This window comes from Mesorhizobium sp. AD1-1 (assembly GCF_020164655.1).
Lineage (GTDB): Bacteria > Pseudomonadota > Alphaproteobacteria > Rhizobiales > Rhizobiaceae > Mesorhizobium > Mesorhizobium ciceri.
Genome location: NZ_JAIUGP010000014.1, coordinates 130,637 through 156,637, shown reverse-complemented (window position 1 = coordinate 156,637; position 26,001 = coordinate 130,637). Strand labels below are relative to the sequence as shown.

Genomic DNA, 26,001 nt, shown 5'->3' with positions numbered 1-26,001 from the left:
CGCCCTAGCTAGCCGATTGAACTGACTTTCCGACTGAATGCGATCTGGTGTGTCCGGCCTCCTCTGGCTCCAGATCCGAAAAAATGCCCGTGAGCAGATCCGCCCATTTCCGCTGCCCGGTCTCGCCGGCGATTTCGTCATTGCGGATTTCGATCATCGCGCAGGGCAGTCCGCGCGAGCGCGCATGCCGTTCCAGCGTGAAATAGACTCGGTCATCAGGTGAATACGGCTCGTTGACCCCGACGGTGACACCGGAAAGCCGCTTCAGCGCCGATATCAGCGGCGCCGCCAGCCGGCGATCCTCGTCATGGATGATGCCGATATGCCAGGGCCGGTTGCGGCCCTTGTATACCGGCGTGAAGGAATGGACCGAAACCAGCCGCGTTTCCTGACCGTGTGACAGCCTGTGGCTGATGATATCCGCAATCGTATCGTGGAAAGGGCGCCACGAAAGCGCGACACGCGCGGCACGCTCACTTTCCGACAGGCCGGCATTGCCCGGTATGGCCGTTGTCTCACTGACCGGCGGCACCAGGTCGGGCGCGTCAAGCGGCCGGTTGCAGTCGATGACAAGGCGCGAAATGCGGGTTTCGACCAGCGTCGCGTCGAGCGCCTGCGCCATGCGGCGGGCAACCGGCAGCGCGCCGGGATCCCAGGCGATGTGGCGCGACAGGTCCTCGACAGCAAGGCCGAGCGTGCCGAATTCGGCGGGCAGGAAGTTCGAGGCGTGATCGCAGGTCAGCACGAAAGGGCTTGATCCGCCGGGGTTCGTCACCCTTACGGTATCAGACGATGCAAGGCTGGCGGGCCGTGCTTTCTCCATACTCTGCCGTCCCCGGGGAGCGCTGTATCGTATGTTACGTATTTTGCCTCATTGCGTCCCTGTGGATGATTTCATACAGTTTGTCCGGCTTTGTCAAATGCGATTTCGGAAAAGACCATCGACCGAGCCAGGGGTGGGGAAAAGATGATTTCCAACATTGCCGAACTGATCGCCGACCGCATCGGCACGATGCCGGCCAGCGAACGGCGCGCGGCCCAGACACTGATTGCCTTCTACCCGATGATCGGCCTGAAAACGGTCGCTGAATTCTCGGCCGCAGCCGGCGTTTCCTCGCCGACGATCCTGCGTTTCGTCGCCCGGTTGGGCTTTCAGAACTATCCGGAGTTCCAGTCGAGCCTGCAGGACGAACTGGCGGCGCAACTGCAATCGCCGGCGACAAGGACGCTCAATCCGCCCTCGCCCGGCGGCGGGACCGTGTCGCCGATGCTGGAAGCGACGCTCGACAATATGCGCGAGACATTCAGGCACCTGTCCGACAAGCAGCTTGCCGACATCGCCGCTCGGCTAGCGGACCGGCGCGGCAAGACCTTCCTGATCGGCGGCCGCTTCACCGATCCGCTGGCGCGCTACATGGCCGCCCACCTCGCCATCGTCCAGCCGGATGTCTTTCACCTCGCCGGGCAGGAAAGCATGTGGCGTGACCGGCTGATCGACATGGGCAAGCGCGACGTACTGGTCATCTTCGACATCAGGCGCTACCAGGACAGCCTCCTCCGCTTCGCCGAGAAGGCGCATCAGCGTGGCGTGCAGATCGTGCTGTTCACCGACCAGTGGCTGTCGCCGATCGCCCGCCTTGCTCGCCATGTCATCGCCGGACGAACCGCAGTGCCGTCGGCATGGGATTCATCGGCGGCCCTTTTCGTCGTCGCCGAAACGCTGATCGGCGCCGTCACCAGGCAACTGGAAGCAGAAGGCGCCAAACGCATTCGCGAGATGGAAAGTCTGCGTTAGTGCATGTGCGATGATCCGAAGCGTTACGCATATTTTCTCAAACGTTACATATATTTAATGTGCGCAGCCCCCGGAGAATTGTCATAAAGACGCGATATCGAGGCGGCTTCTTTGCCTTACAATAGCCTCGCTGCGTCTGCTTCATTTCGGGAAACCGGTAGACGGAAGGATTGTTTTACCAACCGGAGTGCTGATGGCCGCCTGGAAACAGATACTTTTTGCACTCGTGGTGCTGGTGGTGGCGGCAGCCGCCTGGCTGCGCTTTTATCCCGGCGCACCGGACGTGCTGGCACGTTGGGGCATCGACTGGGCTTACGCGGCAACGCCCCCGGCTGAAACCGGTGCCGCCAACGCGAGGCAGGCAAACGGCCGCAACGGCAACCAGCGGGTAAACGTGGTCGCCTTGGCGGCCACTTCGGCTGTTATCAACGACCGCCTGCAGGCGATCGGCACCGGCCGTGCCAACGCCTCGGTGACCGTCAATCCTTACAGCTCCGGCCGCCTCGCCGAACTGCTGGTCGAATCCGGCAGCCATGTCGAAAAGGGACAGATCCTCGCCACCCTCGATTCCGAGACCGAAGTGATCTCTCAGGACCGTGCCAAGCTCGCCTTGCAGGATGCTCAGTCCAAGCTCGACCGCGTCAAGTCGCTGCGTGCCTCCAATGCCGCGACCCCGGTAGCCGTGGCTGACGCCGAGGTGGTGCTGGCGGGCGCCAAGCTGGCGCTTCAGGACGCGGAACTTGCACTGCAGCGCCGGTCGATCCTGGCGCCGATCGCCGGCACCGTCGGCATCCTGCCGATCTCGGCCGGCAATTATGTCACCAACCAGTCGGCCATCGCCACGCTCGACGACCGGTCCTCGATCCTGGTCGATTTCCTGGTACCCGAGCGCTTCGCCGCCGCCGTCAAGGTCGGTGCGCAATTGACGGCGACGCCGATCGCCAATCCCAGCAACGCCTATAGCGGCACCGTTTCGGCCATCGACAACCACATCGATGAAAAGAGCCGCACCCTGCTGGTCAAGGCCAAGATCGCCAACCCGGCCGATTCGCTGCGCGCCGGCATGTCGTTCGGCATCACCATGAAATTTCCGGGGCAAACCTATCCGGCCGTCAGCCCGCTGGCGATCCTGTGGGGGTCGGACGGCGCCTATGTCTGGCAGATCGAGGATGGCAAGGCCAGGCGGGTCCCGGTGCGCATCATCCAGCGCAACACCGAGACCGTGCTGATCGACGCCGAGATCGACAATGGCGACATGGTGGTCACAGAAGGCACCCAGAGCGTCAGCGAGGGCGGCGCGGTTCGCCTTGCCGGCGAAGAGCAGCGCGCCGCGGACGCCGCCGCAGGCTCATGACCGGAACCATCAACACCGCCAGCGAGACCGGCTTCACCGCCCTGTTCATCCGCAGGCCGGTCATGGCCTTCGTGCTGAACACACTGATTGCGGTCGCCGGCCTGGCCGCTTTCTACGGCGTCGAGATCCGCGAACTGCCTGATGTCGATCGCGCGGTCGTCACTGTTTCCACCACCTTCGAGGGCGCGGCGGCCGAGACCGTCGACCGCGAACTGACCGACACGATCGAGGGCGCCGTCGCCCGCGTCTCAGGCGTCAAGTCGATCTCGTCGTCTTCCTCGTTCGGCTCGAGCCGCGTCACCATCGAGTTCAACGACGGCGTCGATCTGAATGTCGCCGCCTCGGACGTGCGTGATGCCGTCGGCCGCGTCGCCAATCAGATGCCCGACACCGCCGATCCGCCGCGCATCGTCAAGGCCGACGCCAATTCCGACGCGGTGATGCGACTGGCGGTGACCTCGGACAACATGTCGATCCAGGACATGACCGTGGTGGTCCAGGACCAGATCGAGGACGAGCTTGCCGCCGTGCCCGGCGTTGCCGACGTCCAGGTCTATGGCGACCGCGACAAGATCTTTCGCATCGATGTCGACCAGAACAAGCTGGCCAGCCTCGGCTTCACGGTTGCCGATCTCAGGGCCGCCCTTGCCTCGGTCGCTTTCGATTCCCCTGCCGGTTCGATCACCACGACCAACCAGGACCTGATCGTCCGCACGACTGCCGACGTGACCACGCCGGAAGAGTTCGAAAACATCATTGTCGGCGGCACGACGCGCATCCGCGACGTCGCCACCGTCACGCTCGGTCCCGACGTCGGCCAGACCACGCTGCGCTCGGACGGCAAGACCGGCATCGGCATCGGCATCATCCGCCAGGCGGAATCGAACACGCTGGACATCTCGACCGGTGTCCAGGCCGCCGTCGCCAAGCTGCAGGAAAACCTGCCCAAGGGCATGTCGATCAAGATCACCAGCGACGACGCCGTCTTCGTCAAGGGCGCGGTGCACGAGGTCGAGATCGCACTCGGCCTGTCCGTGACCATGGTGCTGATCGTCATCTATGTGTTTCTCCTCGACTGGCGCGCGACGCTGATCCCCGGCCTGTCGATGCCGGTCGCCATGATCGGCACCATCGCTGCCATCTATCTGGCCGGCTTCTCGGTCAACATCCTGACCCTGCTCGCTCTGGTGCTGGCGACGGGACTGGTCGTCGACGACGCCATCGTCGTGCTCGAAAACATCGTGCGACGACGCAATGAGGGCATGGGGCCCCGCGCCGCCGCCGTGCTTGGCGCGCAGGAAGTGTTTTTCGCCGTCATTGCCACCACCTTGACGCTGGTCGCCGTCTTCGTGCCGATTTCGTTCCTGCCCGGCCAGACCGGCGGCCTGTTCCGCGAATTCGGCTTCGTGCTTGCCATGTCGGTGCTATTGTCCTGCGTTGTGGCGCTGACGCTGTGCCCGATGCTCGCCTCGCGCATGCTGACCAGCGCATCGCTCCACCACGAAGGGGGCCATGGCATCGGCGCCCGCATCGGCGGCGCGCTCAGTACGGCCTACAAGCGCGGCCTACACGCCTGCCTCGACGCGCCATGGATCGTGCTTCTGGTCGCGGTGCTGTTTGCCGGCACCGCCTTCACGCTGTTCGGCACCATCCGCCAGGAGCTGACGCCGACCGAGGACCGCGCCGCCGTCCTTCTGCGCATCAGCGCCCCGCAAGGCGTCAGCCTCGACTATACGACGCAGCAGATGCAGAAGATCGAGAGACTGATCCAGCCGATGCGCGATTCCGGCGAGATCCGCTCGACCTTCGAGAATGCCGGCCAGAACGGCTCCTACAATTCCGGCTTCATGGTGATGACGTTGGCGCCGTGGAACGAGCGCAGCCGCAGCCAGCAGGAGATCATGGCCGAGATCAGCCAGTTGACCAGGCAGGTGCCGAGCGTGCGCATCTTCCCGGTACAGCCCAACAGCCTCGGCATCCGTGGCGCCGGCAACGGCCTGCAGTTCGCGCTGGTCGGCAACGACCGCAAGGCGCTCGGCGACGCAGCCGTGAAGATCATCGCCGAGATGCAGAAGGACGCGCGCTTCCAGACACCGCGCCTGTCGATCGACCCGACGCAACCGCAGCTCGCCGTGGCCATCGACCGCGAGCGCGCCTCCGACCTCGGCATCGACATATCGGGACTGGCCAACACCTTGCAGGCCATGCTCGACGGCAACGATGTCGTCGACGTCTACATCGCCGACCGCAGCTACGGCGTGAAGCTGGTCTCGACCACCAATCCAATCAACGATCCGACCGATCTGGAAAACATCTTCCTGAAGACGGCAGACGGACGTTTCGTGCCGATGTCGACCATCGCCACGCTGACCGAACGTGCCGTGCCGCCATCGCTGTCGCGCGAACAGCAGCAGCCCTCGGTGGCCATCACCTCCAACCTCAGTGGCGACTTCGCACTTGGCGACGCGCTCACCCGCGCCGAGGAGATCGCCACGCCGCTGCTGCCTGCGGGCAGCCGCATCCTGCCTCTGGCCGAGGCGGCGACGCTGGGCGAAACCAACAGCGCCATGATCACCATTTTCGGCTTCGCGCTGGTCATCATCCTTTTGGTGCTGGCCGCCCAGTTCGAAAGTTTCGTCAGTGCCGTCATCATCATGGCGACGGTGCCGCTGGGACTGGCCTGCGCGATTTTCGCGCTTCTGCTCTCGGGCACCAGTCTCAACGCCTACAGCCAGATCGGCCTGGTGCTTTTGGTTGGCGTCATGGCCAAGAACGGCATCCTGATCGTCGAATTCGCCAACCAGCTGCGCGATCGCGGGCTTGGCGTGCGCGAAGCGATCGAGCAGGCCTCGATCATCCGCGTGCGGCCGGTGATGATGACGATGATCTGCACCGTGCTCGGCGGCTTGCCGCTGGTGCTGGCGAGCGGCGCCGGTGCCGAGGCGCGCGTCGCGCTCGGCTGGGTCATCGTCGGCGGCCTGGGGTTGGCCACCGTCTCGACGCTGTTCCTGACGCCGGTCGCCTATCTCTTGCTTGGCCGCTTCGTCACGCCGAAGACCCATGAGGAAGCGCGACTGAAGCGCGAGTTGGAGGAAGCCGCCTAGACCAATGTGGAACCGGCGGAGTAAAGAAATCCAAGGAAAAGTGTGTAGCGGTTTTCCGTCCGGAATTTCGTAAGAAAAATAGTTCCGCCTATCTCAAGAACCGGCCTTCGATCGACCAGCGCGCGGCGAGGAAATTCAGCACCGCCGCCACCACGACACCGGCGATCTTTGCCGGCCACACTCCGGCGATGCCGGCAAACAGCGCGATGGAGAGGCTGGAGACGCCGAGCGAAATCAGCCCTCCAAGCGAGGCGAAGCGAAGGAATGCGTCACGCAGCCGGATGGCTCGATTGCGCTCGAACGACCAGAAGCCGTTCGCCGCGAAGGAAAAGGTGACGGCGATGAACCAGGCAGCAACGTTGGCCGGCAGCGGCGAAGCACCGAGCTTGAGCAGCAGGAAGAAGCTGGCAAGGTCGATGGCTGTGTTGGCCAGTCCGACAATGGCAAAGCGGACGATCTTGCTGCCGGTCGAACGCGGGGGCCGCTCGGCGTCGTTCATCCCCTGCCATCCATGATTGCGACATTGGCGCGGGCCAGGCTGGCTCCGAACGCGTCCGATGCCAGGGCCGCGAATTCGACCTCGCGCGCACCTTGCATCGTGTCGCGCGCGCGCAGCGTCTCGTCGACATGGCCGGGATGGCACATGAACAGCCCTTGTTCCGGCAACCCTTCGACGGCGGCCTGCAGAACCGCAGTGAACTTTTCGGGCTGCCGCCAGTCATAGATGCCGGCGAGCGGCTGGAAAACGATGAAGCCGGCGCGCTGCATCGAACGGTTGAACCCGGCAGCGAGCGCGGCAATCGCGGCGACCTTCGACCCTGCGGCCAGCGCCGGGCCGCCGCGTAGGGCCGGCCTGTCGGCGCCTTCTGGAAACCGCGCGCGCAGCCATGTGCGCACGACGGGAAGGAAATGCACATGCTGATGCCCGTCGACGAAATCGGGGCGGCGGCCAAGCGCCTCGACGAAGCGGCTGTACTGGGCGTCAAGCTCGGCATGAACATGGCGCTCGCCGATGCGGCCGCGCAAAACAGGCAAGGCCAGTGCGCGGAGCGGTGGCAGCCGGCCTTCCGGCGCCAGGTTCGACCGGCCGGTAATGGCCAACTGGTCGGTCAAGGTGAGATGCAGCCCGACCGCGGCCCGGCCGCACAGCGGTTTTATGCGCGCTGCCTCCGCTTCCCATTCCGGAAACCCGGTCATGCAGCTGGTGCCGGTCAGGCGGCCGCGATCGAGCAGGTCGAGAATCGCGGCGGAAACGCCGGGCGCCAGGCCGTAATCGTCGGCGATCAGGCGGATGCGCCGCGTCATCTGTTCGAAGTGCCCGGCTCCGGCCGATCGGCGGGGGCCACGCTGCGCACGACGTCGCGCACGAGATAGACCGGGCGATCCTTGCTCTCGCTGAGCGTGACCCAGACGTATTCGCCGATCAGGCCAAGCAAGGTCAGGTTGAGGCCGCCGAGCAGGACGACGGCAACCAGCAGGCTGGGGTAGCCCGGAACGGCAATGCCGTAGAAGATCACCTCGAAGAGCACCTTGGCGCCATAGAGCGCACCGGCCAACGCCGCGAGCAGCCCGCTGAGGCTGATGAGACGCAAGGGAATGACGGAAAAGGAAGTAAAACCTTCGAGCGAGAAGGCGATCAGGTTGAGCCGGCTCCATTTCGACGTGCCGCTGGCGCGGCCTTCCGGCGAATAGGGCAACGCCATCTGGCGAAAGCCGGCCCAGGCAAACAGGCCCTTGTTGAAGCGCCGCTTGTCGCGCAGGCTGGTCAGCGCGCGCGCCACGGCGCCGCGCATGACGCGAAAGTCGCCGGCATTTTCGGGAATATCGAAACGCTGGCTCGAGTTGATCAGGCTGTAGAAAAGCCGTGCAAGCTGGCTGCGCCGCCAGCTCGCCTCGCGGCGGTCGTTCTGCGCATAGACGACGTCGATGTCCGGATGGTCCACCAGCTCGGCGATCAGCTTCAGGCTGATGTCCAGGGAATGCTGGAGGTCGGCGTCCATGATCAGCACCATGTCGCCGCGCGACTGGTCGAGGCCGGCGAGCACCGCGACTTCCTTGCCGAAATTGCGGCTGAGGCGCACGATCTCCCACGACCCCGTCAGCGCTTGCGAAAACCGCACGGCACCATCGTCACGACTGCCGTCATCGACGAGGATCTTGTGTACGGTCATGCCGAAGCGTTGTGCCACGGCCACTTCGAGCTCGCCCAGCAGGCACGCGAAGGCCGATGCCGATGCCGCCTCGTTGAAGAACGGTGCGACAATATCGAGGCTCGGCCGCAACTCAACCATTCGCGACTCCCGCATTCACCACCTTTTCCCGTGCCTTGGCCCAGAACCACCAGATCAGCGAACCGGCGATAAAAGTGACGGCGACCGGCCGGAACCAGGGGAAGAGGAAATCGTGCACATGGCGCTCGACGCCGCTCAACCCGGTCACGAACAGCGTCGTCGACAGCACCGAGGCAAGGACGCCGCCCCGTTCTTCGCGCCACAACAGGGCGATGGCAAGACCGGCTGGTACCGCGATCATGGCAAAGGTGTTTGGCTCGACGCGCGGGTTGAAGACGCACATGTAGAAAGTGGCTGTCAGGAAGATCGCCAGCGCCGCCTTTCCCTGTTCGAGCCTGCGGTCGAACCAGATGACGGCAGAAAGCGTAAACAGGGCCATGACCATGCGCACGATCGTTGCGCCGATTTCCGGTATCGGCAGTCCTATCGTGGTGAACGGTGCCGTGAAATCGGTGGGCACGAAATGGCTGGTGTTGTCGACGGCCATGGAGGTCAGCATCTGGATGAAGACACGATACTGATCGTTGAGATAGCCGGCGGGAGCAAAAGCGTAAGGCAGTGCCAGCACGAACAGCAGCGCCAGCACCAGCACCGGTATCAACCGGAGCCGAAGGGCTCCTACCAACAACAGCATTATGATCGCGGTCGGCTTGGCGATGATGGCAAGCGAAGCCCAGAAGAACGTCTCCGCCCGCCGCCCTTCCAGCGCCGACAGGGTGAGAAGCCAGCAAGCGCCGGTCAAAAGGATCGTCGCCTGGCCGTTGCGGATCGCCCCCACCGCCATCGGCAAAGCGAGGAAAAGACCGAAAGAAAGCAGCCATGTCAGTTCGCCGCCGCCGAGCTTGCGCACCTGCCGCATCGCGGCGTAGGTCAGCACCGCAAAGCCAATGGAATGCCAAACCAAGCCGCCCAGATGCGGACCAAGCTTGACTATTGGAGTGTAGAGCGCGGCAAAGGCCGGCGCGTAGAGATACCCCATCTCGGACTGGGTGTCGTAGAGCGGCAGACCGGCCTGAAGCGCCACGCTGCCGTCGATATAGGCCTGCCATACCGTCCGCGTGTGCGGTGACCACAGGACCAGGGCAAGAACGACCAGGAACGCTCCGATCCACAGGCCAAACCCCAAACGGTCGAAAACCGGCTTGGAAATCGTCATCAAGGCGCTCCACACAATCCCGGAACTGGATCAGTCCAGCCTGTCCCGGCATTCGATGGCGGCGGCATATCACGGACGAAGCGGCGTGGCATAGGGGGCTGACGAACGTCAGGGCCGCACCTCCTTCGCCTCGAATATGCGTTCCCACCTTCATGGCTGCCGTCCGAGGCTGGCGACCTGACTAATCGTCAGTGAATTCGGGCAAACGAAAATAGGGGTTGCGCGGATCAAAGGGATATTTCGGCTCGCCCTTACCAGCAAGAACAGCCCCCGGAATCAGCACGCCTTTCGGCCCGAACTGATAGTCGATGCCGGCACAGAGGTGAGCGAGATCCTGGTAGTTGAAACTGCGCAACGCACTGCCACCTTCAAATGCAGCTGTTTTGAGTTGCTCAGGCATGAGCGGCCCGATCATCCTGTCGCGATAGGCTTTGATCTTGGCCTTGTTGAGTCTGGAGGCCTGACATTCGGCGCCGACGACCCGCGCCAGCATGATATTCCTGACCGCAGTCCCGGCAGGATCATCCAGCGGGGCCGAATATTTCTTGAGAAAGTAATTCGTACCGGGATCGTTCGTCATCGCCTTGCGCCAAAACGGCGGGAACTTTTCGGCAGCCTGTTCTCACAAGCAGCCCCTTTTTTGCAGTAACTGGACTTCGCTCGCCAGCCATTTTCGTTCAAGGCCGGATGAACACCTTGCCGTTGGGTTTGGCCAGTTCGGCTGGCAGCCGCGCCATTGCTTCGGCAAGCGGCACCACCGCCGTCACGTCGGTCGACCAGCGCCCATCGGAAAAACGCTTCTGCGCTTCCAGGATCGCCGGGCCGCGACGGTCGCGGAACTGGCGCATCCACTCACTCAGCCAAAACCCTTCGATATGCTTGTGCTGGAAGATCAGTTGGCCGGGCTCGCGGATAACGGTGGCTTCGGGATCGAGCCGCCCATAGATGATCCAGCGCGACCGCTTCGGCATGACGTCGAAGATGGCGGAGGCAAGCGGCCCGGTTACCGCGTCAAGGAAGATGCGCGGCTGTTCGGCCTTCATCACCTCGCGCAGCGCCGCCTTGAAATCCGGCGCCCTTTCATTGAGCACGTGCGCCGCGCCAAGCGCATTCAGAGCCGCGATCTGGTCGTCGCGGCGCACGGTGACGATCGGCCGGAAACCCTCTTCGCTGGCCAGGCCGATGATCAGCTTGCAGAGCTGGCTGGCGCCGGCGGTCATGACGAAGGCCTTCTCGCCTTCCTCCTTGACGATGTCGAACATGGCGAGCGCCGTGAGCGGGTTGACGATCATCGCCGCACCGTCCTCGTCGCGAACGGTGTCGAGCAGCGGGATGCAGGCAGCCGCCTCGGCGACGGCATAGTCGGCCCACGAGCCCCAGTTGGTGACGCCGGTGGCAAAAGCCACGCGCTTGCCGATCAGGCTTTTGGGATAGGGCTCGTCCCCGCTGGCAACGACAATGCCGACACCCTCGAAGCCGGCCGGCTGGCCCTTGGCACGCGGCTGGCCGTACTGGCCCTTGACGAAGGCGACATCGGACGGATTGATCGAGGCGAGGCTGACCTTGATCAGCACCTGGCTGGGGCCCGGTGTCGGCACCGCGATGCTGCCCGGCTCGAGATAGGGCTCCATCGCCTCCAGCACACTGCCGCTCCGCGTCCTGGTGTAGCCATCGCCGACAAGCAGCAGCGCCTTCATTTCGGATGGGACGGTCATCGGAACACTCCTCGCTCGAGCCTCGGGTCGCGCCCGCATGACGATGCCGGCGCTCAGACCTTCTCCTGCGTGTATTTCCTCAACTCCGTCCGCGCCACCTGACGGCGATGCACGGCGTCCGGCCCGTCGGCAAGGCGCAAGGTCCGCAGATGCGTCCACGACCGCGCCAGCGGTGTGTCCTGGCTGATGCCTTGCGCGCCGAACATCTGCACCGCCTCGTCGGTGACCTTGAGCGCGACGCGCGGTGCGACCACCTTGATCTGGCTGATCCAGGGAGCAGCGGCCCGCGCATCGCCCTGGTCGATCATCCACGCCGCCTTGAGGCAGAGCAGCCGCGCCATCTCGATCTCCATGCGGCATTCGGCGATGATGTCGAAATTGGCGCCGAGCTTTGCCAGCTTCTGGCCGAAGGCCTCGCGGCGCACGGAACGCTGGCACAGCATCTCGAGCGCCATCTCGGCCTGTCCGATGGCGCGCATGCAGTGGTGGATGCGGCCGGGACCGAGCCGCCCTTGCGCGATCTCGAACCCCCTGCCCTCGCCGAGGATCAGGTTCGACGCCGGTACGCGCACATTGTCGAAGCGAAGATGCATGTGACCATGCGGCGCGTCGTCATCGCCATAGACCTGCATGGCCCGGACCTTGGTCACACCTTTCGTGTCGGAAGGCACCAGGATCATCGAATGACGGCGGTGCTGCGGCTCCTCATCGCCCCCGGTCCTGACCATGACGATGTAGATGGCGCAGCGCGGATCGCCGGCGCCCGAAGCCCACCATTTCTCGCCATTGAGCACATAGTCGCCGCCGTGGCGTTCACAGCGCATGGCAATGTTGGTGGCATCGGATGAAGCGACATCCGGCTCGGTCATCAGATAGGCCGAGCGGATATTGCCGTCGAGCAGCGGTTCCAGCCATGCTTTCTTGTGGTCGGCCGAGCCGTATCGCTCCAGCACCTCCATGTTGCCGGTGTCGGGCGCCGAGCAGTTGAAGGTCTCGGCGCCGAGATGCGCCTTGCCCATCTCTTCGGCCAGATAGGCGTATTCGACGGTGGAAAGGCCATAGCCGCGTTCCGAGCCGGTCAGCCAGAAATTCCACAGGCCGCGCTCTCTTGCGGTCTTCTTCAGCCCTTCGAGGATCTCGCTCTGACGCGCACTGTAGACCCAGCGGTTGCCTGCCTTGCCCACTTCGCTGAGGAATTCATGGTCGAGCGGCATGATCTCGTCGCGCACCATGGCCGCGACGCGCGCCTGGATTGGCTTCAGCCGCTCGGTCATGCCGAGATTCATCTCCGTCATCGGTCGCTAACCCTTCATACACGCCAGGCATTTTGTCAGTGGCAAGGATGACCGTACTTCGGATAGCCTTGTCAACGAACTGTTTGCCCGCATGCCGAGCGCGGAGAATTGTGATGAGCTATCTGGACGAACTGTTTTCGGTGGCCGGCAAGACCGCGCTGGTGACGGGTGCGGCGACCGGCATCGGCCGCATGGCGGCGACCGCGCTGGTCAGGGCCGGCGCCAGCGTGATGATCGCGTCGCGCAAGGGCGAGGATTGTATCAAGGTCGCCGAAGAGTTGAACCAGCTTGGTGCACCGGGCCGGGCCGACGGCTTCGTCGGCGACGTTTCCAGCGAAGCCGGCATCGCCGCACTCGTCGCCGAGGTCAAATCGCGCACCGAACGGCTGAACATTCTGGTTAACAACGCCGGCGTCTCCTGGGGCGCGCCGCTGGAAAGCTTCCCCTATTCGGCATGGGCCAAGGTGTTTGGCGTCAACGTCACCGCGGTCTTCCACCTGACGCGCGAATTGCTGCCGCTGCTCGATGCCGCCGCCAGCGACGCCGATCCGGCCAGGGTGATCAACCTCGGTTCGGTAATGGGCACGCAGCCGCTGGCCGACGACGCCTATTCCTACACCGCCTCGAAGGCTGCGGTTCATCATCTGACGCGCACACTGGCGCTCGAGTTCGCCGCCCGCCGCATCACCGTCAACGCCTTTGCCCCCGGCCCCTTCCAGAGCCGGATGACGGCATTTGCCACCGCCACAGAGGAACAGGCCAGGCACGTCGGCAGCCATGTTCCGATCGGCCGTATCGGCGCACCGGATGACATTGCCGGCGCAACGCTCTATTTGTGCAGCCGTGCAGGCAGCTATGTCACTGGCGCCATCCTGCCGATCGACGGCGGACAGTCGGTGCAGCATGGGCTGACCTTGTTCAAGGAATGACATTTTCCGGCCACAGAAGCCGGGGGTGAACTGGAGGACATGAGCGTGGAACCGATCAGTCTCGATGTGCTTCTGGCCAGTGTCGGCAAGGAGGTCGGCGTGTCGCCGTGGCGGGTGGTCACGCAACGCATGATCGACCAGTTCGCCGACGCCACGGACGACCATCAGTTCATCCACTGCGATCCGGAGCGGGCGATGCGTGAAACGCCGTTCGGCGGCACCATCGCGCACGGCTTCCTGTCGCTGTCGCTGTTGTCGGCGATGACCTTCGAGACCATGCCGCCGCTGGAAAACGGCAAGATGGGCGTCAACCACGGCTTCGATTCGCTGCGCTTCCTGGCGCCGGTGAAAACCGGCGCGCGCATCCGCACGCGTTTCGTGTTGGCCGACGTCAAGGTCAGGCCGTCGGGCTGGGTGCAGACCGCGCATGACGTGACGATCGAGATCGAGGGTTCGAAGAAGCCGGCACTGACCGCGCGCTGGCTGACGCTGACCTTGATCGAACGCCAGCCCGAGACGGCATGAGTGATCCCGTTCTCGACCAGGCAGCGCTTGCGCCTTACCTCGAGGCGAACATACCGGGCTTTTCCGGGCTTGCGGCAGTCGAGAAGTTCAAATCCGGCCAATCGAACCCGACCTACCTTTTGACGGCGGCAAGCGGCCGTTACGTGCTGCGCGCCAAGCCGCCGGGGCAATTGCTGAAATCGGCGCACCAGGTCGACCGCGAATTCAGGGTGATGAGCGCGCTTGCCGGCACCGCCGTGCCTGTGCCGGCCATGCTGCATCTGTCGGCGGAAGGCTCGCCCATCGGCCGCATGTTCTACGTGATGGATTTCCTCGACGGCCGCATTTTCTGGGATCCGGCCCTGCCGGAGGCTGGCGACAATGATGAACGCGCCGCCATCTACGATGCCATGAACGACACCCTCGCCGCCCTGCACGAGGTCGATGTCGAAACAGTGGGACTCGGCGATTTCGGCCGGCCGGGCAATTATTTCGAGCGCCAACTGGCGCGCTGGACGAGCCAGTACCGTGCCTCGGAAACCGGCACCGTCGCCGACATGGACCGGCTGATTGCCTGGTTGGAAACGCATATGCCCGTAGATGACGGCCGGATCTCACTGGTCCATGGCGACTACCGGCTGGACAATCTGATCTTCGCGCCGGACCGGCCAACGGTTCTGGCAGTGCTCGACTGGGAACTTTCGACATCAGGCCACCCCTTCGCCGATATCGCCTATCAATGCATGCAATGGCGGCTGCCGCACGCTTCCGGCTTTCGCGGCCTGGGCGGTATCGATCGTTCCGCACTCGGCCTGCCTTCCGAAGAGGACTACGTCGCCGCCTACTGCCGGCGGCGCGGGCTCACCGGTATCGGCAACTGGACGTTCTTCCTCGCCTTTTCCTTCTTCCGGCTGGCTGCCATCTGCCAGGGCGTCTTCAAGCGGGCGCTGGACGGCAACGCCTCCAATCCCGAGAAGGCGAAAACCTATGGCGAGGCGGTGAAACTGCTTTCGTGTCTTGCCGCAGAACTGATCAACAGGGAGGCGTGATGGGCCATTTCGAGAGAGGAACGGTGCTGATCACGGGGCTGCCAAAATTCGAAAAGCGTCGGCACGATCCGAAGCATACCGTTTGGGAACTTCCCGTGCCCTTGTCCGTTTCCGTACAGCGTATATAATTTAGCCAGCCACCAACCCAACCGAAGGCACCAGATCTTGCCGCAGAGCGTCCAGACACGCCGCGAGAAACAAAAAGCAGAACTGCGCTCCGAATTGCTCGAGGCCGCGCATAAGCTTGTCCAGGAAGAGGGCTATGAGGGCCTGACCATCCGCAAGCTGGCCAAGCGGGTCGGCTACGCCCCGATGTCCGTTTATTCCTACTTCGCCGACAAGCAGGACATCCTGTTCGCTCTGGCCGAGGACGCATTCGAGACGCTCGCTCGCCGCATCGAGGAGCATCCGTCCGACGATCCGATCGCAGCCTTGCAGGCGGTGATGACGGAATATGCCGCCTTCGGGCTCGGCAATCCCAACGAATACCGCACCGTATTCATGACCGAAAAGACCAAGCTGCCGGAAGGCAGGAGCTACGACGACATGGAAGAGAGCAACCCGGCGATGAAGGCGCTGATCAGCCGGGTCGAGGCCTGCGTTGCCGCCGGAAAATTGCAGGGCGATCCGCGCGCCATCGCCACCATGCTGTGGGCGGTCGGCCACGGCACGATCTCGCTGCTCATCACCTTTCCATTCTACCCCTTCGGCGACCCGCAGGCCTTCGTGAAGCGGATGTGCGATTTCACGCTCGCCACGCTCAGCACGCAAAACGTCCCGCCATTGACCGAGACACCGGTCAACTGCTGAACGCCGTTCCCTTTCATTTCCATATTTTCTCTCCGCCCCAGCCAAACCCTGGGGGGATTTCTTGGTTAACGAAAAATTTATCGTACGCGTACGGTTTTCCCTTGAATTCCCAATCGACGGTGTATACGTACAGCCTATCGTACATGTACGAGAAAAATTCACCCGTCGGTACGAATTGAATTCGACCCGGAAACCGGAGACTGACAATGAAAAAGACACTCCTCACCCTCGCCGCCGTGCTGGCACTTTCGGGCTCGGCTTTCGCCGCCAACACCACCCCTCCGGTCAAGCATGCGCCGGTGGCGGCCTGCGTTGACACCAAGACCAATCTGAAGCTCGATTGCGCTTCGACCGGTTCGGTCGAGAAGAAGGGTGCCACGGAAAACACCGCTGAAGGCAAGGGCCCGCGGCTCGGCATCAGCATCAATCCGTGGATTGTGCCGAGCGCATTCTGATATCAGCAAAGATCACGTCTGGCCGGCACAAGCCGGCCAGCTTCAAGCGACCGAAATCGGCAGCTTCGCCGCTGAACTCTCAAAGGCTGCGTCGATCAGCTTCTGCATGTCGGCGGCGCGCCGGAACGACGGATCGCCATTCCGGCCTGCATCCAGCGCATCGGCAAAGCGTCGCGCATTGCGCTTGACACTGGGCAGATCCAAAGTCCGCCAGCGCTGAAGATCGACATCCCCGCCGAGGCAGGCCGACAGGCTCGATGCCTTGCCGTCGGTCTCGACCTTGATGGCGCCCTGGGTGCCGTGCAGGGCCAGCGACAGATCGTTGGCGTGGCCGGTCATATAGCGGCTCGCCACGATCGTGGCGAGCGCGCCGCAATCGAGCCGCGCCGTCATTGCCACGCTGTCATTGGCGTCCAGCACATAGTCGCCGATGCGCTCGCCCTCGGCCTTCGGAAACGTCACCAGATCGGCATGCAGGCTGACGATATCCTGGCCGGCGCCATAGGTGGCGAAATCCAGGATATGGATGCCGACATCGCCCAGCACGCCGGTCGAACCGTGCCGGCTGGACAAGCGCCACAGCCATTTGTCCTCGACCCGCCAGTCACCCCATGATTTGCTGACCAGCCAGCTTTGCCGGTAGCTCGCCTCGACATGGCGCAACGCGCCGATCGCGCCGGCCTGAACCATGCGCCGCGCCTCGTGGATCGCCGGTGAGTTGCGATAGGTAAGGTTGACCATGTTGATCACCCCGGCAGCCTCGGCCGCTTCGGTCATAGCAAGTGCGTCGGCATGATTCGGCGCCAGCGGCTTTTCGCAAAACACATGTTTTCCCACGCCGAGCAGCGCCAGCGTCGTCGCCCTATGCGCACCATCCGGCGTCGCGTTGATGGCGGCATCGAACTGGCCCCAGGCGATCGCCGCCTCCAGGCTCTCGAAAGAATCGCCGATCTTGCTGGCCGCGGCGAACGCCGCAGCGCGACCGGGCACCTGGTCGACACAGGCGACGATGCTGCAGCCGGGAATCCCGGCAAACTCCTCGACATGATGCCCGGCGATACCGCCGGTGCCGAGCAGAAGAATTCGATGCATTAGCCCCAAGCCCCCAAAATCAACTCACGCCTTGGGCAACTCAGGCCCCGATCAGCTCAGGCCGCCCCAATCAGCTCAGGCCCTTATCGCCATCGGCATGCAGGCGCAGCCCCTTCTGCACGATCTTCTCCTTGGCCGCATCCGTCGGCACGTTCGGCGCATTGGTGATGCCGGACCATGCCGGCGCCGGGTTGTGCGCCCAATGGACGGCGTTGCGCAGCACCTGCTGCACGCCCTCATTGTGATAGATCGGATAGGTCTCGTGGCCGGGCGAGAAGTAGAAGATCCGTCCCGCGCCGCGCTGGTAGGTCAACCCGGACCGGAACACCTCGCCGCCCTCGTACCAGGAGACGAACACCGTCTCCAGCGGCTCCGGCACCGCGAACGGCTCGCCATACATTTCGGTCTCGCCGATCTCCAGGCACTCGCCAATGCCTTGCGCGATCGGGTGGCCGCGGTTGATCGCCCAGACGCGCTCGCGCTCGCCCGCCTCGCGCCATTTCAGCGAACAGGGCGTGCCCATCAGCCGCTTGAAGATCTTTGAGTAGTGACCGGAATGGAGCACGATCAGGCCCATCCCTTCCCACACCCGCTTCTGCACCCGCTCGACGATCTCGTCCTTGACCTCGCCATGCGCCGCGTGGCCCCACCACAAAAGCACGTCGGTGGCCGCCAGGCGCTTTTCGCTCAGGCCGTGCTCGGGCTCCTGCAAGGTGGCGGTGGCCGCCTCAATGTCCTTGTCCTGGTTGAGCGCGGCGGCGATGGTGCCGTGCATCCCCAAGGGATAGAGTTCGCGCACGGCTTCATTGGTCTGCTCGTGGACGTTCTCGCCCCAAACGATCGCTTTTGTCGGCATTTTCATCTCCCAAAGCGCTTTAAATAGCACGCCCAAGGAGATTGAGAAGGTCCGATGCGATCTGGCCCGATGGAATACTAGGTCTTGCGCTTCTTGCGCCCCGGCACGGTCTTGGCCTTGCCCGGTTTCGCCGGTGCGCCGGGGATGGCGGTTCCGGTAATGGATACCGGATCGCTGGCCGGGAACGTGTCTTCAAGGCCTTCCTCGAGTTCCTCTTCGGCGCTCGGGGCTTCACGTCGCTCATGTTCGAGCGAGCGGACGGCCGATGTCTTTTTGACCGGCGACTTCGGCGCGGAATTCGACGGCATCGGCATTCTCCCTCGGCGTGCGGATGCAGAACGAGCGCGCCCTGCAAAACGTTCCGAGCTCAGACCGCCGCGTCCCGCGATCCCTCGGACAGGAAAGTAAAGACATAGTCCGAGAAGGAACGCCAGCATTCGACCCGGAAGGCATCGGCGGCTGTGCGCAACAGCACGATCTCGGTCTTGCCCAGGATGGTGCGCGACGCCGCGCCCACCGGGAAGGCGTCGAGCGACAGATCCTGCGGGCAGCCCGCATTGATTGTCGCCGCTGCCCCAGTGCCCGTCACTGATATCGCGATGTTGCGATGCGAGACGCCAACCGCCGAATGCAGCGCGGATACTTTGGCGCAATCGGCGAGCGGATCGTTGCCGGCCTCATCGATGACAAGCCATTCGTCGGGGCCGAGCCACAGAGCGATGCGCCCACCCTTCGAGGCGGATGTCTTCGGCTTTTTCGGCAAGGTCACGCCGAGCACCTTCGAAAGCGCTGCGACCGAAGCCTCCGGCGCACGCAGCGAAATGCGCTCGGCCGGCGGCAGCACCTCGACCTTGACGGCGGCGGCAGTGGTGCTGCGACCGGCCAGCGCCGGACGGCGTTCTACCGAAGACGATGCAGCTGGCGTCGTCTTTCTTGCAGCGGCCTTAGCCATTGAGGCGCCCTCCCGTTTCGTCGAAGAACACCATGCCGGTAACCTCCACTTCGATCACCCCGTTCGGCATCGGCACGTAGAGTGTCTCGCCCATGCGGTCGCGACCGCCGGCGACCAGCGCCAGCGCGATCGAGCGGCCGCAATTTTCCGACCAGTAGCTCGAAGTGACATGGCCGATCATCTTCATCGGGATCGCCTGCTTCGGATCCTCGACGATTTGCGCGCCTTCTTCGAGCACCACCTTGGGATCTTTGGTCTTGAGGCCCACCAGCTGCTTGCGGCCCTTGGCGACAAGGTCCGGCCGAGTCAGGCCGCGGATGCCGACGAAATCGGCCTTCTTTTTGCCGACCGCCCAGTCGAGCCCGGCGTCGTTCGGCGTCACCGTGCCGTCGGTGTCCTGGCCGACGATGATGTAGCCCTTTTCAGCGCGCAGCACGTGCATGGCCTCGGTGCCGTAGGCGGCGGCGCCATGCTTCTGGCCTTCGGCCCACAGCGCTTCCCAGACCGCCTGGCCATAATCGGCCGGCACATTGACCTCGAAGCCGCGCTCGCCTGTGAACGACATGCGGAACAGCCGCGTCGGCACGCCGCAGATCTTGCCTTCGCGCACCGACATGTGCGGCAGCGCCTCGTCCGACATGTCGATGCCTTCGACCAGCGGCGCGATGATGTCGCGCGACTTGGGTCCCTGCACGGCGATGACCGCCCACTGCTCGGTGATCGAGGTCAGCCAGACATTGAGATGCGGGAACTCGGTCTGGAGATAGTCCTCCATGTGGTTCATGACACGCGGCGCGCCGCCGGTCGTCGTCGTCACATGGAAACGGTCGGGCGCCAGCCTGCCGACGACGCCGTCATCATAGATGAACCCGTCCTCGCGCAGCATGATGCCATAGCGGCAGCGGCCGGGTTCCAGCTTCTCCCAAGGGTTGGTGTAGAGCAGCTCCATGAATTTGGCCGCATCCGGCCCGGCCACTTCGATCTTGCCCAGTGTCGAGGCATCGAACAGGCCTGCCGTCTTGCGCACGGCGACGCATTCGCGGTCGACCGCGGCATGCATGTCCTCGCCCGCCTTGGGGAAATACCAGGCGCGCTTCCACTGGCCGACATCCTCGAACACCGCGCCTTGCGCCTCGGCCCAGGGATGAATCGCCGTTTTGCGCGTGGGGTCGAACAGCGGCCCGCGCGCATGGCTGACGATGGCGCCGAAGGTCACCGGCGTATAGGGCGCCCGGAACGTGGTCAGGCCGACCTCCGGGATCGGCTTTCCCAGCATCTCGGCGGCAATCGCCAGGCCGTGCATGTTGGAGGTCTTGCCCTGATCGGTGGCCATGCCGTTGGTGGTGAAGCGCTTGACGTGCTCGATCGAGCGCATGCCTTCGTGCACCGCCTGGCGGATATCCTTGGCGGTGACGTCGTTCTGGAAGTCGACAAACGCCTTCACCGTGGTGTCCGGCCCGGCGCCAGGAGCCGCACCCAGCATGCCGCGCGACCAGCTCTCGGAGGTGTCGACCTTCGGCTTCGTACCCTTGGCGGTTTTCGCGCCCGCATCCCTGGCCGCTTTGGCGCCCGCGGCATAGGCCTCGTCGACCGTCGCCGATAGGCCGTCGGTACCATTGCAGGCGCCGACAGAGACACAATCCTGCGCATAGGTGCCCGGCACGAAGCGCTTGGTCTCGTCGTTGAAGGCGACCTTGCCGCGCGACTGCGAGAACAGATGCACCGACGGCGTCCAGCCGGCCGACATCAGGATCGCGTCGACTGGAATGGTGCGTTCGCCGCCGCCATTCTTCGGCTGCACCGTCATCGAGGAAACGCGCAGCTTGCCGCCGGCGCGGATCACCGCGCGGCCGAAATTGACCTCGATGCCGAGCGCCCTCGCCTCGTCGATCACCGGTCCGGTCGGATTGTCGCGCAAATCGACGATCGCCGCCACGTTGACGCCGGCCTTCTTCAGGTCGATCGCCGCTGCATAGGCGGAATCATTGGCGGTGTAGACGCCGACATTCCTGCCGACCGCGACGCCATAGTGGTTGAGATAGGTGCGCGCGGCACCCGCCAGCATGATGCCCGGGCGGTCGTTGTCGGCGAACACCATGTGGCGCTCGATGGCGCCCGAGGCCAGCACCACGCGCTTGGCCCTGACCTGCCACAGCCGCTCGCGCGCCAGATCGTGGCCAGGAGCCTTCAGATGATCGCTGACACGCTCGACCAGGCCGACGAAATTCTGCGCGTAATAGCCGAACGCCGTCGTGCGCGGGAGCACGCGGACATTGTCCATCGCGGCGAGCTTCGCCACCGCAGCTTGCGCCCAGGCAAAGCCGTCCTGGCCGTCGATTTTCGCGCCGCTCTCGAAACGCAGGCTGCCGCCGAACTCGGCCTGCTCGTCGGCGAGGATGACGCGCACGCCGGTCTCCGCCGCTGCCAATGCCGCAGCGATGCCCGCCGCACCGCCGCCCAGCACCAGCACGTCGCAATGCGCATAGCGTGACGAATAATGGTCGGGATCGGGCTGGTCCGGGGAAACGCCAAGACCGGCCGCGGCGCGGATCTTTGGCTCGTAGAGGCTCTTCCATGCCGCCTTCGGCCACATGAAGGTCTTGTAGTAGAAGCCGGCCGAAAACATCGGCGACGCAATGTCGTTGACCGCACCGACGTCGAAGGACAGCGACGGCCAGCGGTTCTGCGACTGCGCCTCGAGCCCGTCATAGAGTTCTTGCACAGTCGCGCGCACGTTCGGCGTCTTGCGTGCCGCGTCGCGCCTGATTTCGACCAGCGCGTTCGGCTCCTCGGCGCCCGCCGACAGGATGCCGCGCGGACGGTGGTACTTGAACGAACGGCCGACCAGATGGACGCCATTGGCGAGCAGCGCCGAGGCCAGCGTGTCGCCCTCGATGCCGGCATAGGACTGGCCATCGAAGCTGAAACGCGCGGTCTTGGCTTGGCTGAAGCGGCCGGCGCCGGAAATGCGGTACGACGCGCCGCTCATTTGCCAACTCCCGGCAGCTTGGAGGGTTTGGGTTCGCCGGCCTTGTAGGTCATGACGAACCTGTCGGTGACGGTGTCGCGCACGGCATTGAAGAAACGCGCGCAGCCATGCATGTGCCGCCACCGCTCATAGATGATGCCCTTGGGGTTGGAGCGGATGAAAAAGAACTTTTCGAAATCGTCGTCGCTCTCGCCGGCCATATTGGCCGAGCGCGCGATATGCGCCTCGCCGGCGTTGCGAAACTCGAGTTCCGGACGCTCTTCCTCGCAATAGGGGCAGCGGATGAGAAGCATTTGTTCGTTCCTACAATTCGCCGTGGCCGACGCGGGCGCCCGCCGGTTGATCGCAAAGCTTCTGTCCCAGGGTCGCGAACGGCGCGACGAGCCGGATACGTTCCTCCAGGCTTGCAGCGGGACGAAACAGATCGCGCGACGCCATGTTGCCGAGAGTGAGTTGCATCGGATCGGTGGTGACGATGACTTGACGCGGCTGGAATGTCTCGTCTTCGTCAAGCCCTTCGGGACGTCCCTCGAAGAACATCACCACCCGCTGGCCGCCGCTCCAGACGCAGGCCAGCGTGCCGTCGTCGACCGAAAACGGCCAGACGGTCTCGTTGCCGGTGCGGCTGATCGGTTGCGTGCGCACTTCGTCAGCCGACGGAAAATGGAACATGCCCCGTTCCCCCGCCAGCACGTGTTCCCCCGCCAGAATCAGCGGCATCGCGACAGCCATCCCAGCCATCATCAGTGCGCCACCGCCGCCGCCGCCGCCTCGTCGATGAGCCGGCCGGTGCGGAAGCGCTCGATGGTGAAGGGCGCATTGATCGGATGCGGATCGTCTTTGGCGATGGTGTGGGCAAAGACATGGCCCGAGCCCGGCGTCGCCTTGAAGCCGCCCGTGCCCCAGCCACAATTGACATAAAGCCCGGGCACCGGCGTCTTGGCCAGGATCGGCGAGCGGTCGGGCGTGACGTCGACGATGCCGCCCCACGAGCGCAGCATCTTCATGCGCGTGAAGATCGGGAACATCTCGCAGATGGCGTCCAGCGTGTGCTGCAATATGTGCAGGCCGCCGGTCTGCGAATAGGAGACATACTGGTCGGTGCCGGCGCCGATCACCAGCTCGCCCTTGTCGGACTGCGAGATATAGGCGTGCACCGTGTTCGACATGACCACGCAGGGCACCACCGGCTTGACCGGTTCCGACACCAGCGCCTGCAATGGATAACTCTCCAGCGGCATGCGCACGCCGGCCATGTTCATGATCACTGAGGAATGGCCGGCGGCAACGACGCCGACCTTCTTGGCACCGATGAAGCCGCGCGTCGTGTCGACGCCCATGACCGCGCCATTGGGCGCCCGCTTGACCCCGGTGACCTCGCAATTCTGGATGATGTGCACGCCGCGCGCCGAGGCGCCGCGCGCATAGCCCCAGGCAACCGCATCGTGGCGCGCCGTGCCGCCGCGCCGCTGCAGCGCCGCACCGACCACCGGATAGCGCGCGTCTTTGGAGGTGTTGAGCGGCGGGCAGAATTCCTTCGCCTGCTCCGGCGTCAGCCACTCATTGTCGATACCGTTCAGCCGGTTGGCGTGCACGTGGCGCTTCAGCACCTGCACGTCGTGCACATTGTGCGCGAGCATCATGACGCCGCGCGCCGAATACATGACGTTGTAGTTGAGCTCCTGGCTCAGCCCATCCCACAGCTTCAGCGCATGGTCGTAGATGCCGGCGCTCTCGTCATAGAGATAGTTGGAGCGGATGATGGTGGTGTTGCGGCCTGTGTTGCCGCCGCCGAGCCAGCCCTTTTCCAGCACCGCGACATTGGTGATGCCGTGAACCGTGGCGAGGTAATAGGCGGTGGCCAGGCCATGGCCGCCGGCGCCGACGATGATGACGTCGTATTCTTTCCTGGGCTCAGGCGAGGACCACTGTTCTTCCCAGCCCTTGTGACCGCGCATGGCTTCACGGGCGATGGCGAATACCGAATATTTCTTCAACGTCCCAACCTCGCCCCAAAAAGGCTTCGCGAATGGCGGCCGGCGTTCATTCGGTCCCGGCGCGCGAGGTGTATCACTAGCGAAACAGCGCTTCCACCCTTGCGCTGTTTGCGACGGCGCTTGCCGTTTTGCGCCGTGGTGAAAAAGACGCATCCGGCGCGTCGGCGCTTTCCAGCATCTTGGCGGGTATCGGGTGGCTCGCCTGGCCTCGATCTGCGACCAAGCATCCCAACTGCCGGTCAAGCCGGCGCGAAGAAAAGGATGCAAAAATGTTCGCACTCGCCAACAAGGTCGCCATCGTCACCGGCGCCAGTTCCGGCATCGGCCGCGCCACGGCAAAACTCTTTGCCGAGGAAGGCGCCAAGGTCATCGTCGCCGCCCGCCGCCAGGCCGAGCTCGACGCGCTTGTCGCCGAAATCGCGGATGCCGATGGCATCGCCATCGCGCTTGCGGGCGATGTCCGCGACGAAGCCTACGCAAAGGCCCTTGTCGATCTGGCGGTCGAAAAATTCGGCGGGCTCGACATCGCCTTCAACAATGCCGGCGCTGTCGGCCTGATGGGACCGATAGCCGAACTGCCGCTGGAAGGCTGGCGCGAGACGCTCGACACCAATCTCACCAGCGCGTTTCTCGGCGCCAAATACCAGGTGCCGGCAATGGTCGAGCGTGGCGGTGGTTCGCTGATCTTCACCTCCACCTTCGTCGGCCACACAGTCGGCATGCCAGGCATGACCAGTTATGCCGCGAGCAAGGCCGGCCTGATCGGACTGACACAGGTGCTGGCCGCCGAATACGGCCCGAAAGGCGTGCGGGTCAACGCGCTGCTGCCCGGCGGCACAGACACGCCGGCGGCAACCTTCAAGACTCCGGAATCACGGGCCTTCGTCGAAGGCCTGCATGCTTTGAAGCGTGTCGCTATGCCGGAGGAGATTGCCCGTTCGGCGCTCTATCTCGCCTCCGATGCCTCGAGCTTTACCACCGGAGCCGCTCTGTTTGCCGATGGCGGCGTGTCGATCAACCGGACGTGAAGACTTTTCGCGTCCGGAATGCATGTTCATAGCCGCCAGGCAGACGGCCGGTCTTGATTTTTTGCCGCGATTTGGCGATTCCGTTTCTGTCCAAAAGCGGGGTCTGGAACCATGTTGCTGATCAGAACCTATGTGACTGCGAGTGCGATCGAAGGCGTCGGCGTGTTCGCTGCGGAGCCGATCAGGAAAGGGGCTTCGATCTGGCGGCTCGATCCGGATTTCGACCGACTGGTCCCCATGGACAAATACGAAGCGGCACCCCCGCATCTCAGGGAACTGCTCGACCGCTATGCCTATCCCAGCCCCGACCGGCCAGGTTTCATGGTCTATGAAGTCGACAATGGCCGCTTCATGAACCATTCCAGCAATCCGAATACGGATTTTTCGCAATATGGCGGGGCCACCGCGACCCGCGACATCGCCGTGGGCGAGGAGATCACCTGCGACTACGGCGAGTTCTTCGAGGATTTCGAGCTGCTGCACCTCGCGACGGCCTAGTCGGCTCCTTATCTCAAGGCAAACAGACTGCGGCTGGCACCGCAAATTCATTTCCGCTGTGGACAGCGCGGCATGATTCTGCTATCAGCCGCCACAATTCGTGGTGTAAACCGCCGCGGAGGCTAGCGGCTA

The 26,001-nt window shown here is 63.9% G+C and carries 26 protein-coding genes; 10 read left to right on the top strand and 16 right to left on the bottom strand.

Translation table 11 applies throughout. The features are described from left to right. Positions 1-4 precede the first annotated feature (4 nt). On the bottom strand, positions 5-823 hold the full coding sequence (locus LB519_RS24120; RefSeq protein ID WP_024502760.1) for an N-formylglutamate amidohydrolase: 819 nt from the start codon (positions 821-823) through the stop codon (positions 5-7). A 144-nt stretch (positions 824-967) separates the two neighbouring features. On the opposite strand from LB519_RS24120, the gene LB519_RS24115 reads away from it, so the two are divergent. The 3 genes from LB519_RS24115 (at position 968) to LB519_RS24105 (ending at position 6,253) form a co-directional block, all read left to right on the top strand. Next, positions 968-1,795, top strand: a complete 828-nt coding sequence (locus tag LB519_RS24115; RefSeq protein ID WP_127366003.1) for a MurR/RpiR family transcriptional regulator — start codon at positions 968-970, stop codon at positions 1,793-1,795. 193 nt (positions 1,796-1,988) lie between these two features. Further along, positions 1,989-3,149 (top strand): efflux RND transporter periplasmic adaptor subunit, encoded by a 1,161-nt coding sequence (locus tag LB519_RS24110; RefSeq protein WP_063170332.1) that lies wholly within the window; start codon positions 1,989-1,991, stop codon positions 3,147-3,149. Next, a complete protein-coding gene (locus LB519_RS24105; RefSeq protein ID WP_224621350.1) occupies positions 3,146-6,253 on the top strand; it encodes an efflux RND transporter permease subunit in 3,108 nt (1,035 codons plus the stop codon). Before LB519_RS24110 ends, LB519_RS24105 begins: the two co-directional genes overlap by 4 nt. 88 nt (positions 6,254-6,341) lie before the next feature. Here the strand turns inward: LB519_RS24105 and LB519_RS24100 are convergent, their stop codons facing one another. From LB519_RS24100 to LB519_RS24070, 7 genes are all read right to left on the bottom strand, one after another. After that, the gene (locus LB519_RS24100) at positions 6,342-6,752 is read right to left on the bottom strand and encodes a GtrA family protein (protein ID WP_127365856.1); all 411 of its coding nucleotides are present in this window, start codon (positions 6,750-6,752) and stop codon (positions 6,342-6,344) included. Further along, positions 6,749-7,558 carry a ChbG/HpnK family deacetylase gene (locus LB519_RS24095; RefSeq protein WP_013529675.1) on the bottom strand — a complete coding sequence of 270 codons (810 nt, stop codon included), beginning with the start codon at positions 7,556-7,558 and terminating at the stop codon, positions 6,749-6,751. The genes LB519_RS24100 and LB519_RS24095 overlap by 4 nt, the downstream gene beginning before the upstream one ends. After that, a complete protein-coding gene (locus LB519_RS24090; RefSeq protein ID WP_013529674.1) occupies positions 7,555-8,544 on the bottom strand; it encodes a glycosyltransferase family 2 protein in 990 nt (329 codons plus the stop codon). Before LB519_RS24090 ends, LB519_RS24095 begins: the two co-directional genes overlap by 4 nt. Next, positions 8,537-9,700, bottom strand: coding sequence for a glycosyltransferase 87 family protein (locus LB519_RS24085; RefSeq protein WP_013529673.1), 1,164 nt, complete (start codon positions 9,698-9,700; stop codon positions 8,537-8,539). Before LB519_RS24085 ends, LB519_RS24090 begins: the two co-directional genes overlap by 8 nt. A gap of 181 nt (positions 9,701-9,881) precedes the next feature. After that, a complete protein-coding gene (locus LB519_RS24080) occupies positions 9,882-10,280 on the bottom strand; it encodes a hypothetical protein (protein ID WP_013529672.1) in 399 nt (132 codons plus the stop codon). A gap of 97 nt (positions 10,281-10,377) precedes the next feature. Next, a complete protein-coding gene (locus tag LB519_RS24075; protein WP_013529671.1) occupies positions 10,378-11,415 on the bottom strand; it encodes a zinc-binding dehydrogenase in 1,038 nt (345 codons plus the stop codon). Positions 11,416-11,468: 53 nt separating this feature from the next. Then, on the bottom strand, positions 11,469-12,710 hold the full coding sequence (locus LB519_RS24070) for an acyl-CoA dehydrogenase family protein (protein WP_224621349.1): 1,242 nt from the start codon (positions 12,708-12,710) through the stop codon (positions 11,469-11,471). Between the two features lie 113 nt (positions 12,711-12,823). Between LB519_RS24070 and LB519_RS24065 the strand changes: the two genes are divergently transcribed. The 5 genes from LB519_RS24065 (at position 12,824) to LB519_RS24045 (ending at position 16,457) form a co-directional block, all read left to right on the top strand. Continuing rightward, entirely contained in the window at positions 12,824-13,639 is an 816-nt protein-coding gene (locus LB519_RS24065; RefSeq protein ID WP_013529669.1) for an SDR family oxidoreductase, read from the top strand. A 39-nt stretch (positions 13,640-13,678) separates the two neighbouring features. After that, positions 13,679-14,164, top strand: a complete 486-nt coding sequence (locus LB519_RS24060; RefSeq protein WP_263484965.1) for a MaoC family dehydratase — start codon at positions 13,679-13,681, stop codon at positions 14,162-14,164. Beyond that, entirely contained in the window at positions 14,161-15,192 is a 1,032-nt protein-coding gene (locus LB519_RS24055; protein WP_224621348.1) for a phosphotransferase family protein, read from the top strand. Before LB519_RS24060 ends, LB519_RS24055 begins: the two co-directional genes overlap by 4 nt. A 165-nt stretch (positions 15,193-15,357) precedes the next feature. Beyond that, positions 15,358-16,002: a TetR/AcrR family transcriptional regulator gene (locus tag LB519_RS24050; protein WP_013529665.1), complete on the top strand. Its 645-nt coding sequence runs from the start codon at positions 15,358-15,360 to the stop codon at positions 16,000-16,002. A 206-nt stretch (positions 16,003-16,208) separates the two neighbouring features. Beyond that, a complete protein-coding gene (locus tag LB519_RS24045) occupies positions 16,209-16,457 on the top strand; it encodes a DUF680 domain-containing protein (protein ID WP_224621347.1) in 249 nt (82 codons plus the stop codon). A 42-nt stretch (positions 16,458-16,499) separates the two neighbouring features. Here LB519_RS24045 and LB519_RS24040 read toward each other — a convergent pair whose 3' ends face one another. From LB519_RS24040 to LB519_RS24005, 8 genes are all read right to left on the bottom strand, one after another. After that, positions 16,500-17,549 (bottom strand): Gfo/Idh/MocA family protein, encoded by a 1,050-nt coding sequence (locus tag LB519_RS24040; RefSeq protein WP_224621346.1) that lies wholly within the window; start codon positions 17,547-17,549, stop codon positions 16,500-16,502. 70 nt (positions 17,550-17,619) lie between these two features. Next, on the bottom strand, positions 17,620-18,405 hold the full coding sequence (locus LB519_RS24035; protein WP_224621345.1) for a ThuA domain-containing protein: 786 nt from the start codon (positions 18,403-18,405) through the stop codon (positions 17,620-17,622). 77 nt (positions 18,406-18,482) lie between these two features. Further along, positions 18,483-18,713, bottom strand: coding sequence for a hypothetical protein (locus tag LB519_RS24030; protein WP_127365848.1), 231 nt, complete (start codon positions 18,711-18,713; stop codon positions 18,483-18,485). 59 nt (positions 18,714-18,772) lie between these two features. Beyond that, a complete protein-coding gene (locus LB519_RS24025; protein WP_064995594.1) occupies positions 18,773-19,357 on the bottom strand; it encodes a sarcosine oxidase subunit gamma in 585 nt (194 codons plus the stop codon). Further along, a complete protein-coding gene (locus LB519_RS24020) occupies positions 19,350-22,346 on the bottom strand; it encodes a sarcosine oxidase subunit alpha (RefSeq protein WP_224621344.1) in 2,997 nt (998 codons plus the stop codon). Before LB519_RS24020 ends, LB519_RS24025 begins: the two co-directional genes overlap by 8 nt. Then, complete coding sequence (locus LB519_RS24015; RefSeq protein WP_013529658.1) at positions 22,343-22,639, bottom strand: sarcosine oxidase subunit delta; 297 nt, start codon at positions 22,637-22,639, stop codon at positions 22,343-22,345. The genes LB519_RS24020 and LB519_RS24015 overlap by 4 nt, the downstream gene beginning before the upstream one ends. Before the next feature lie 10 nt (positions 22,640-22,649). Then, the gene (locus LB519_RS24010; protein ID WP_224621343.1) at positions 22,650-23,090 is read right to left on the bottom strand and encodes a hypothetical protein; all 441 of its coding nucleotides are present in this window, start codon (positions 23,088-23,090) and stop codon (positions 22,650-22,652) included. Continuing rightward, the gene (locus tag LB519_RS24005; RefSeq protein ID WP_127259922.1) at positions 23,090-24,343 is read right to left on the bottom strand and encodes a sarcosine oxidase subunit beta; all 1,254 of its coding nucleotides are present in this window, start codon (positions 24,341-24,343) and stop codon (positions 23,090-23,092) included. The genes LB519_RS24010 and LB519_RS24005 overlap by 1 nt, the downstream gene beginning before the upstream one ends. 269 nt (positions 24,344-24,612) lie before the next feature. Between LB519_RS24005 and LB519_RS24000 the strand changes: the two genes are divergently transcribed. Continuing rightward, positions 24,613-25,371: an SDR family oxidoreductase gene (locus LB519_RS24000; protein WP_024502779.1), complete on the top strand. Its 759-nt coding sequence runs from the start codon at positions 24,613-24,615 to the stop codon at positions 25,369-25,371. Between the two features lie 111 nt (positions 25,372-25,482). Next, positions 25,483-25,869 carry an SET domain-containing protein gene (locus LB519_RS23995; RefSeq protein ID WP_013529654.1) on the top strand — a complete coding sequence of 129 codons (387 nt, stop codon included), beginning with the start codon at positions 25,483-25,485 and terminating at the stop codon, positions 25,867-25,869. Positions 25,870-26,001 lie beyond the last annotated feature (132 nt).

What these genes read in the sequence shown, in the direction of transcription:
- LB519_RS24000 (WP_024502779.1), top strand. Translation starts at nt 24,613, where the DNA reads ATGTTCGCACTCGCCAACAAGGTCGCCATCGTCACCGGCGCCAGTTCC.
- LB519_RS24105 (WP_224621350.1), top strand. Translation starts at nt 3,146, where the DNA reads ATGACCGGAACCATCAACACCGCCAGCGAGACCGGCTTCACCGCCCTG.
- LB519_RS24055 (WP_224621348.1), top strand. Translation starts at nt 14,161, where the DNA reads ATGAGTGATCCCGTTCTCGACCAGGCAGCGCTTGCGCCTTACCTCGAG.
- LB519_RS24060 (WP_263484965.1), top strand. Translation starts at nt 13,679, where the DNA reads ATGAGCGTGGAACCGATCAGTCTCGATGTGCTTCTGGCCAGTGTCGGC.
- LB519_RS24035 (WP_224621345.1), bottom strand. Translation starts at nt 18,405, where the DNA reads ATGCCGACAAAAGCGATCGTTTGGGGCGAGAACGTCCACGAGCAGACC.
- LB519_RS24065 (WP_013529669.1), top strand. Translation starts at nt 12,824, where the DNA reads ATGAGCTATCTGGACGAACTGTTTTCGGTGGCCGGCAAGACCGCGCTG.
- LB519_RS24080 (WP_013529672.1), bottom strand. Translation starts at nt 10,280, where the DNA reads ATGACGAACGATCCCGGTACGAATTACTTTCTCAAGAAATATTCGGCC.
- LB519_RS24075 (WP_013529671.1), bottom strand. Translation starts at nt 11,415, where the DNA reads ATGACCGTCCCATCCGAAATGAAGGCGCTGCTGCTTGTCGGCGATGGC.
- LB519_RS24100 (WP_127365856.1), bottom strand. Translation starts at nt 6,752, where the DNA reads ATGAACGACGCCGAGCGGCCCCCGCGTTCGACCGGCAGCAAGATCGTC.
- LB519_RS24030 (WP_127365848.1), bottom strand. Translation starts at nt 18,713, where the DNA reads ATGCCGTCGAATTCCGCGCCGAAGTCGCCGGTCAAAAAGACATCGGCC.
- LB519_RS24120 (WP_024502760.1), bottom strand. Translation starts at nt 823, where the DNA reads ATGGAGAAAGCACGGCCCGCCAGCCTTGCATCGTCTGATACCGTAAGG.
- LB519_RS24115 (WP_127366003.1), top strand. Translation starts at nt 968, where the DNA reads ATGATTTCCAACATTGCCGAACTGATCGCCGACCGCATCGGCACGATG.
- LB519_RS24095 (WP_013529675.1), bottom strand. Translation starts at nt 7,558, where the DNA reads ATGACGCGGCGCATCCGCCTGATCGCCGACGATTACGGCCTGGCGCCC.
- LB519_RS24045 (WP_224621347.1), top strand. Translation starts at nt 16,209, where the DNA reads ATGAAAAAGACACTCCTCACCCTCGCCGCCGTGCTGGCACTTTCGGGC.
- LB519_RS24085 (WP_013529673.1), bottom strand. Translation starts at nt 9,700, where the DNA reads ATGACGATTTCCAAGCCGGTTTTCGACCGTTTGGGGTTTGGCCTGTGG.
- LB519_RS24040 (WP_224621346.1), bottom strand. Translation starts at nt 17,549, where the DNA reads ATGCATCGAATTCTTCTGCTCGGCACCGGCGGTATCGCCGGGCATCAT.
- LB519_RS24025 (WP_064995594.1), bottom strand. Translation starts at nt 19,357, where the DNA reads ATGGCTAAGGCCGCTGCAAGAAAGACGACGCCAGCTGCATCGTCTTCG.
- LB519_RS24070 (WP_224621349.1), bottom strand. Translation starts at nt 12,710, where the DNA reads ATGACGGAGATGAATCTCGGCATGACCGAGCGGCTGAAGCCAATCCAG.
- LB519_RS24015 (WP_013529658.1), bottom strand. Translation starts at nt 22,639, where the DNA reads ATGCTTCTCATCCGCTGCCCCTATTGCGAGGAAGAGCGTCCGGAACTC.
- LB519_RS24110 (WP_063170332.1), top strand. Translation starts at nt 1,989, where the DNA reads ATGGCCGCCTGGAAACAGATACTTTTTGCACTCGTGGTGCTGGTGGTG.
- LB519_RS24010 (WP_224621343.1), bottom strand. Translation starts at nt 23,090, where the DNA reads ATGATGGCTGGGATGGCTGTCGCGATGCCGCTGATTCTGGCGGGGGAA.
- LB519_RS24090 (WP_013529674.1), bottom strand. Translation starts at nt 8,544, where the DNA reads ATGGTTGAGTTGCGGCCGAGCCTCGATATTGTCGCACCGTTCTTCAAC.
- LB519_RS23995 (WP_013529654.1), top strand. Translation starts at nt 25,483, where the DNA reads ATGTTGCTGATCAGAACCTATGTGACTGCGAGTGCGATCGAAGGCGTC.
- LB519_RS24020 (WP_224621344.1), bottom strand. Translation starts at nt 22,346, where the DNA reads ATGAGCGGCGCGTCGTACCGCATTTCCGGCGCCGGCCGCTTCAGCCAA.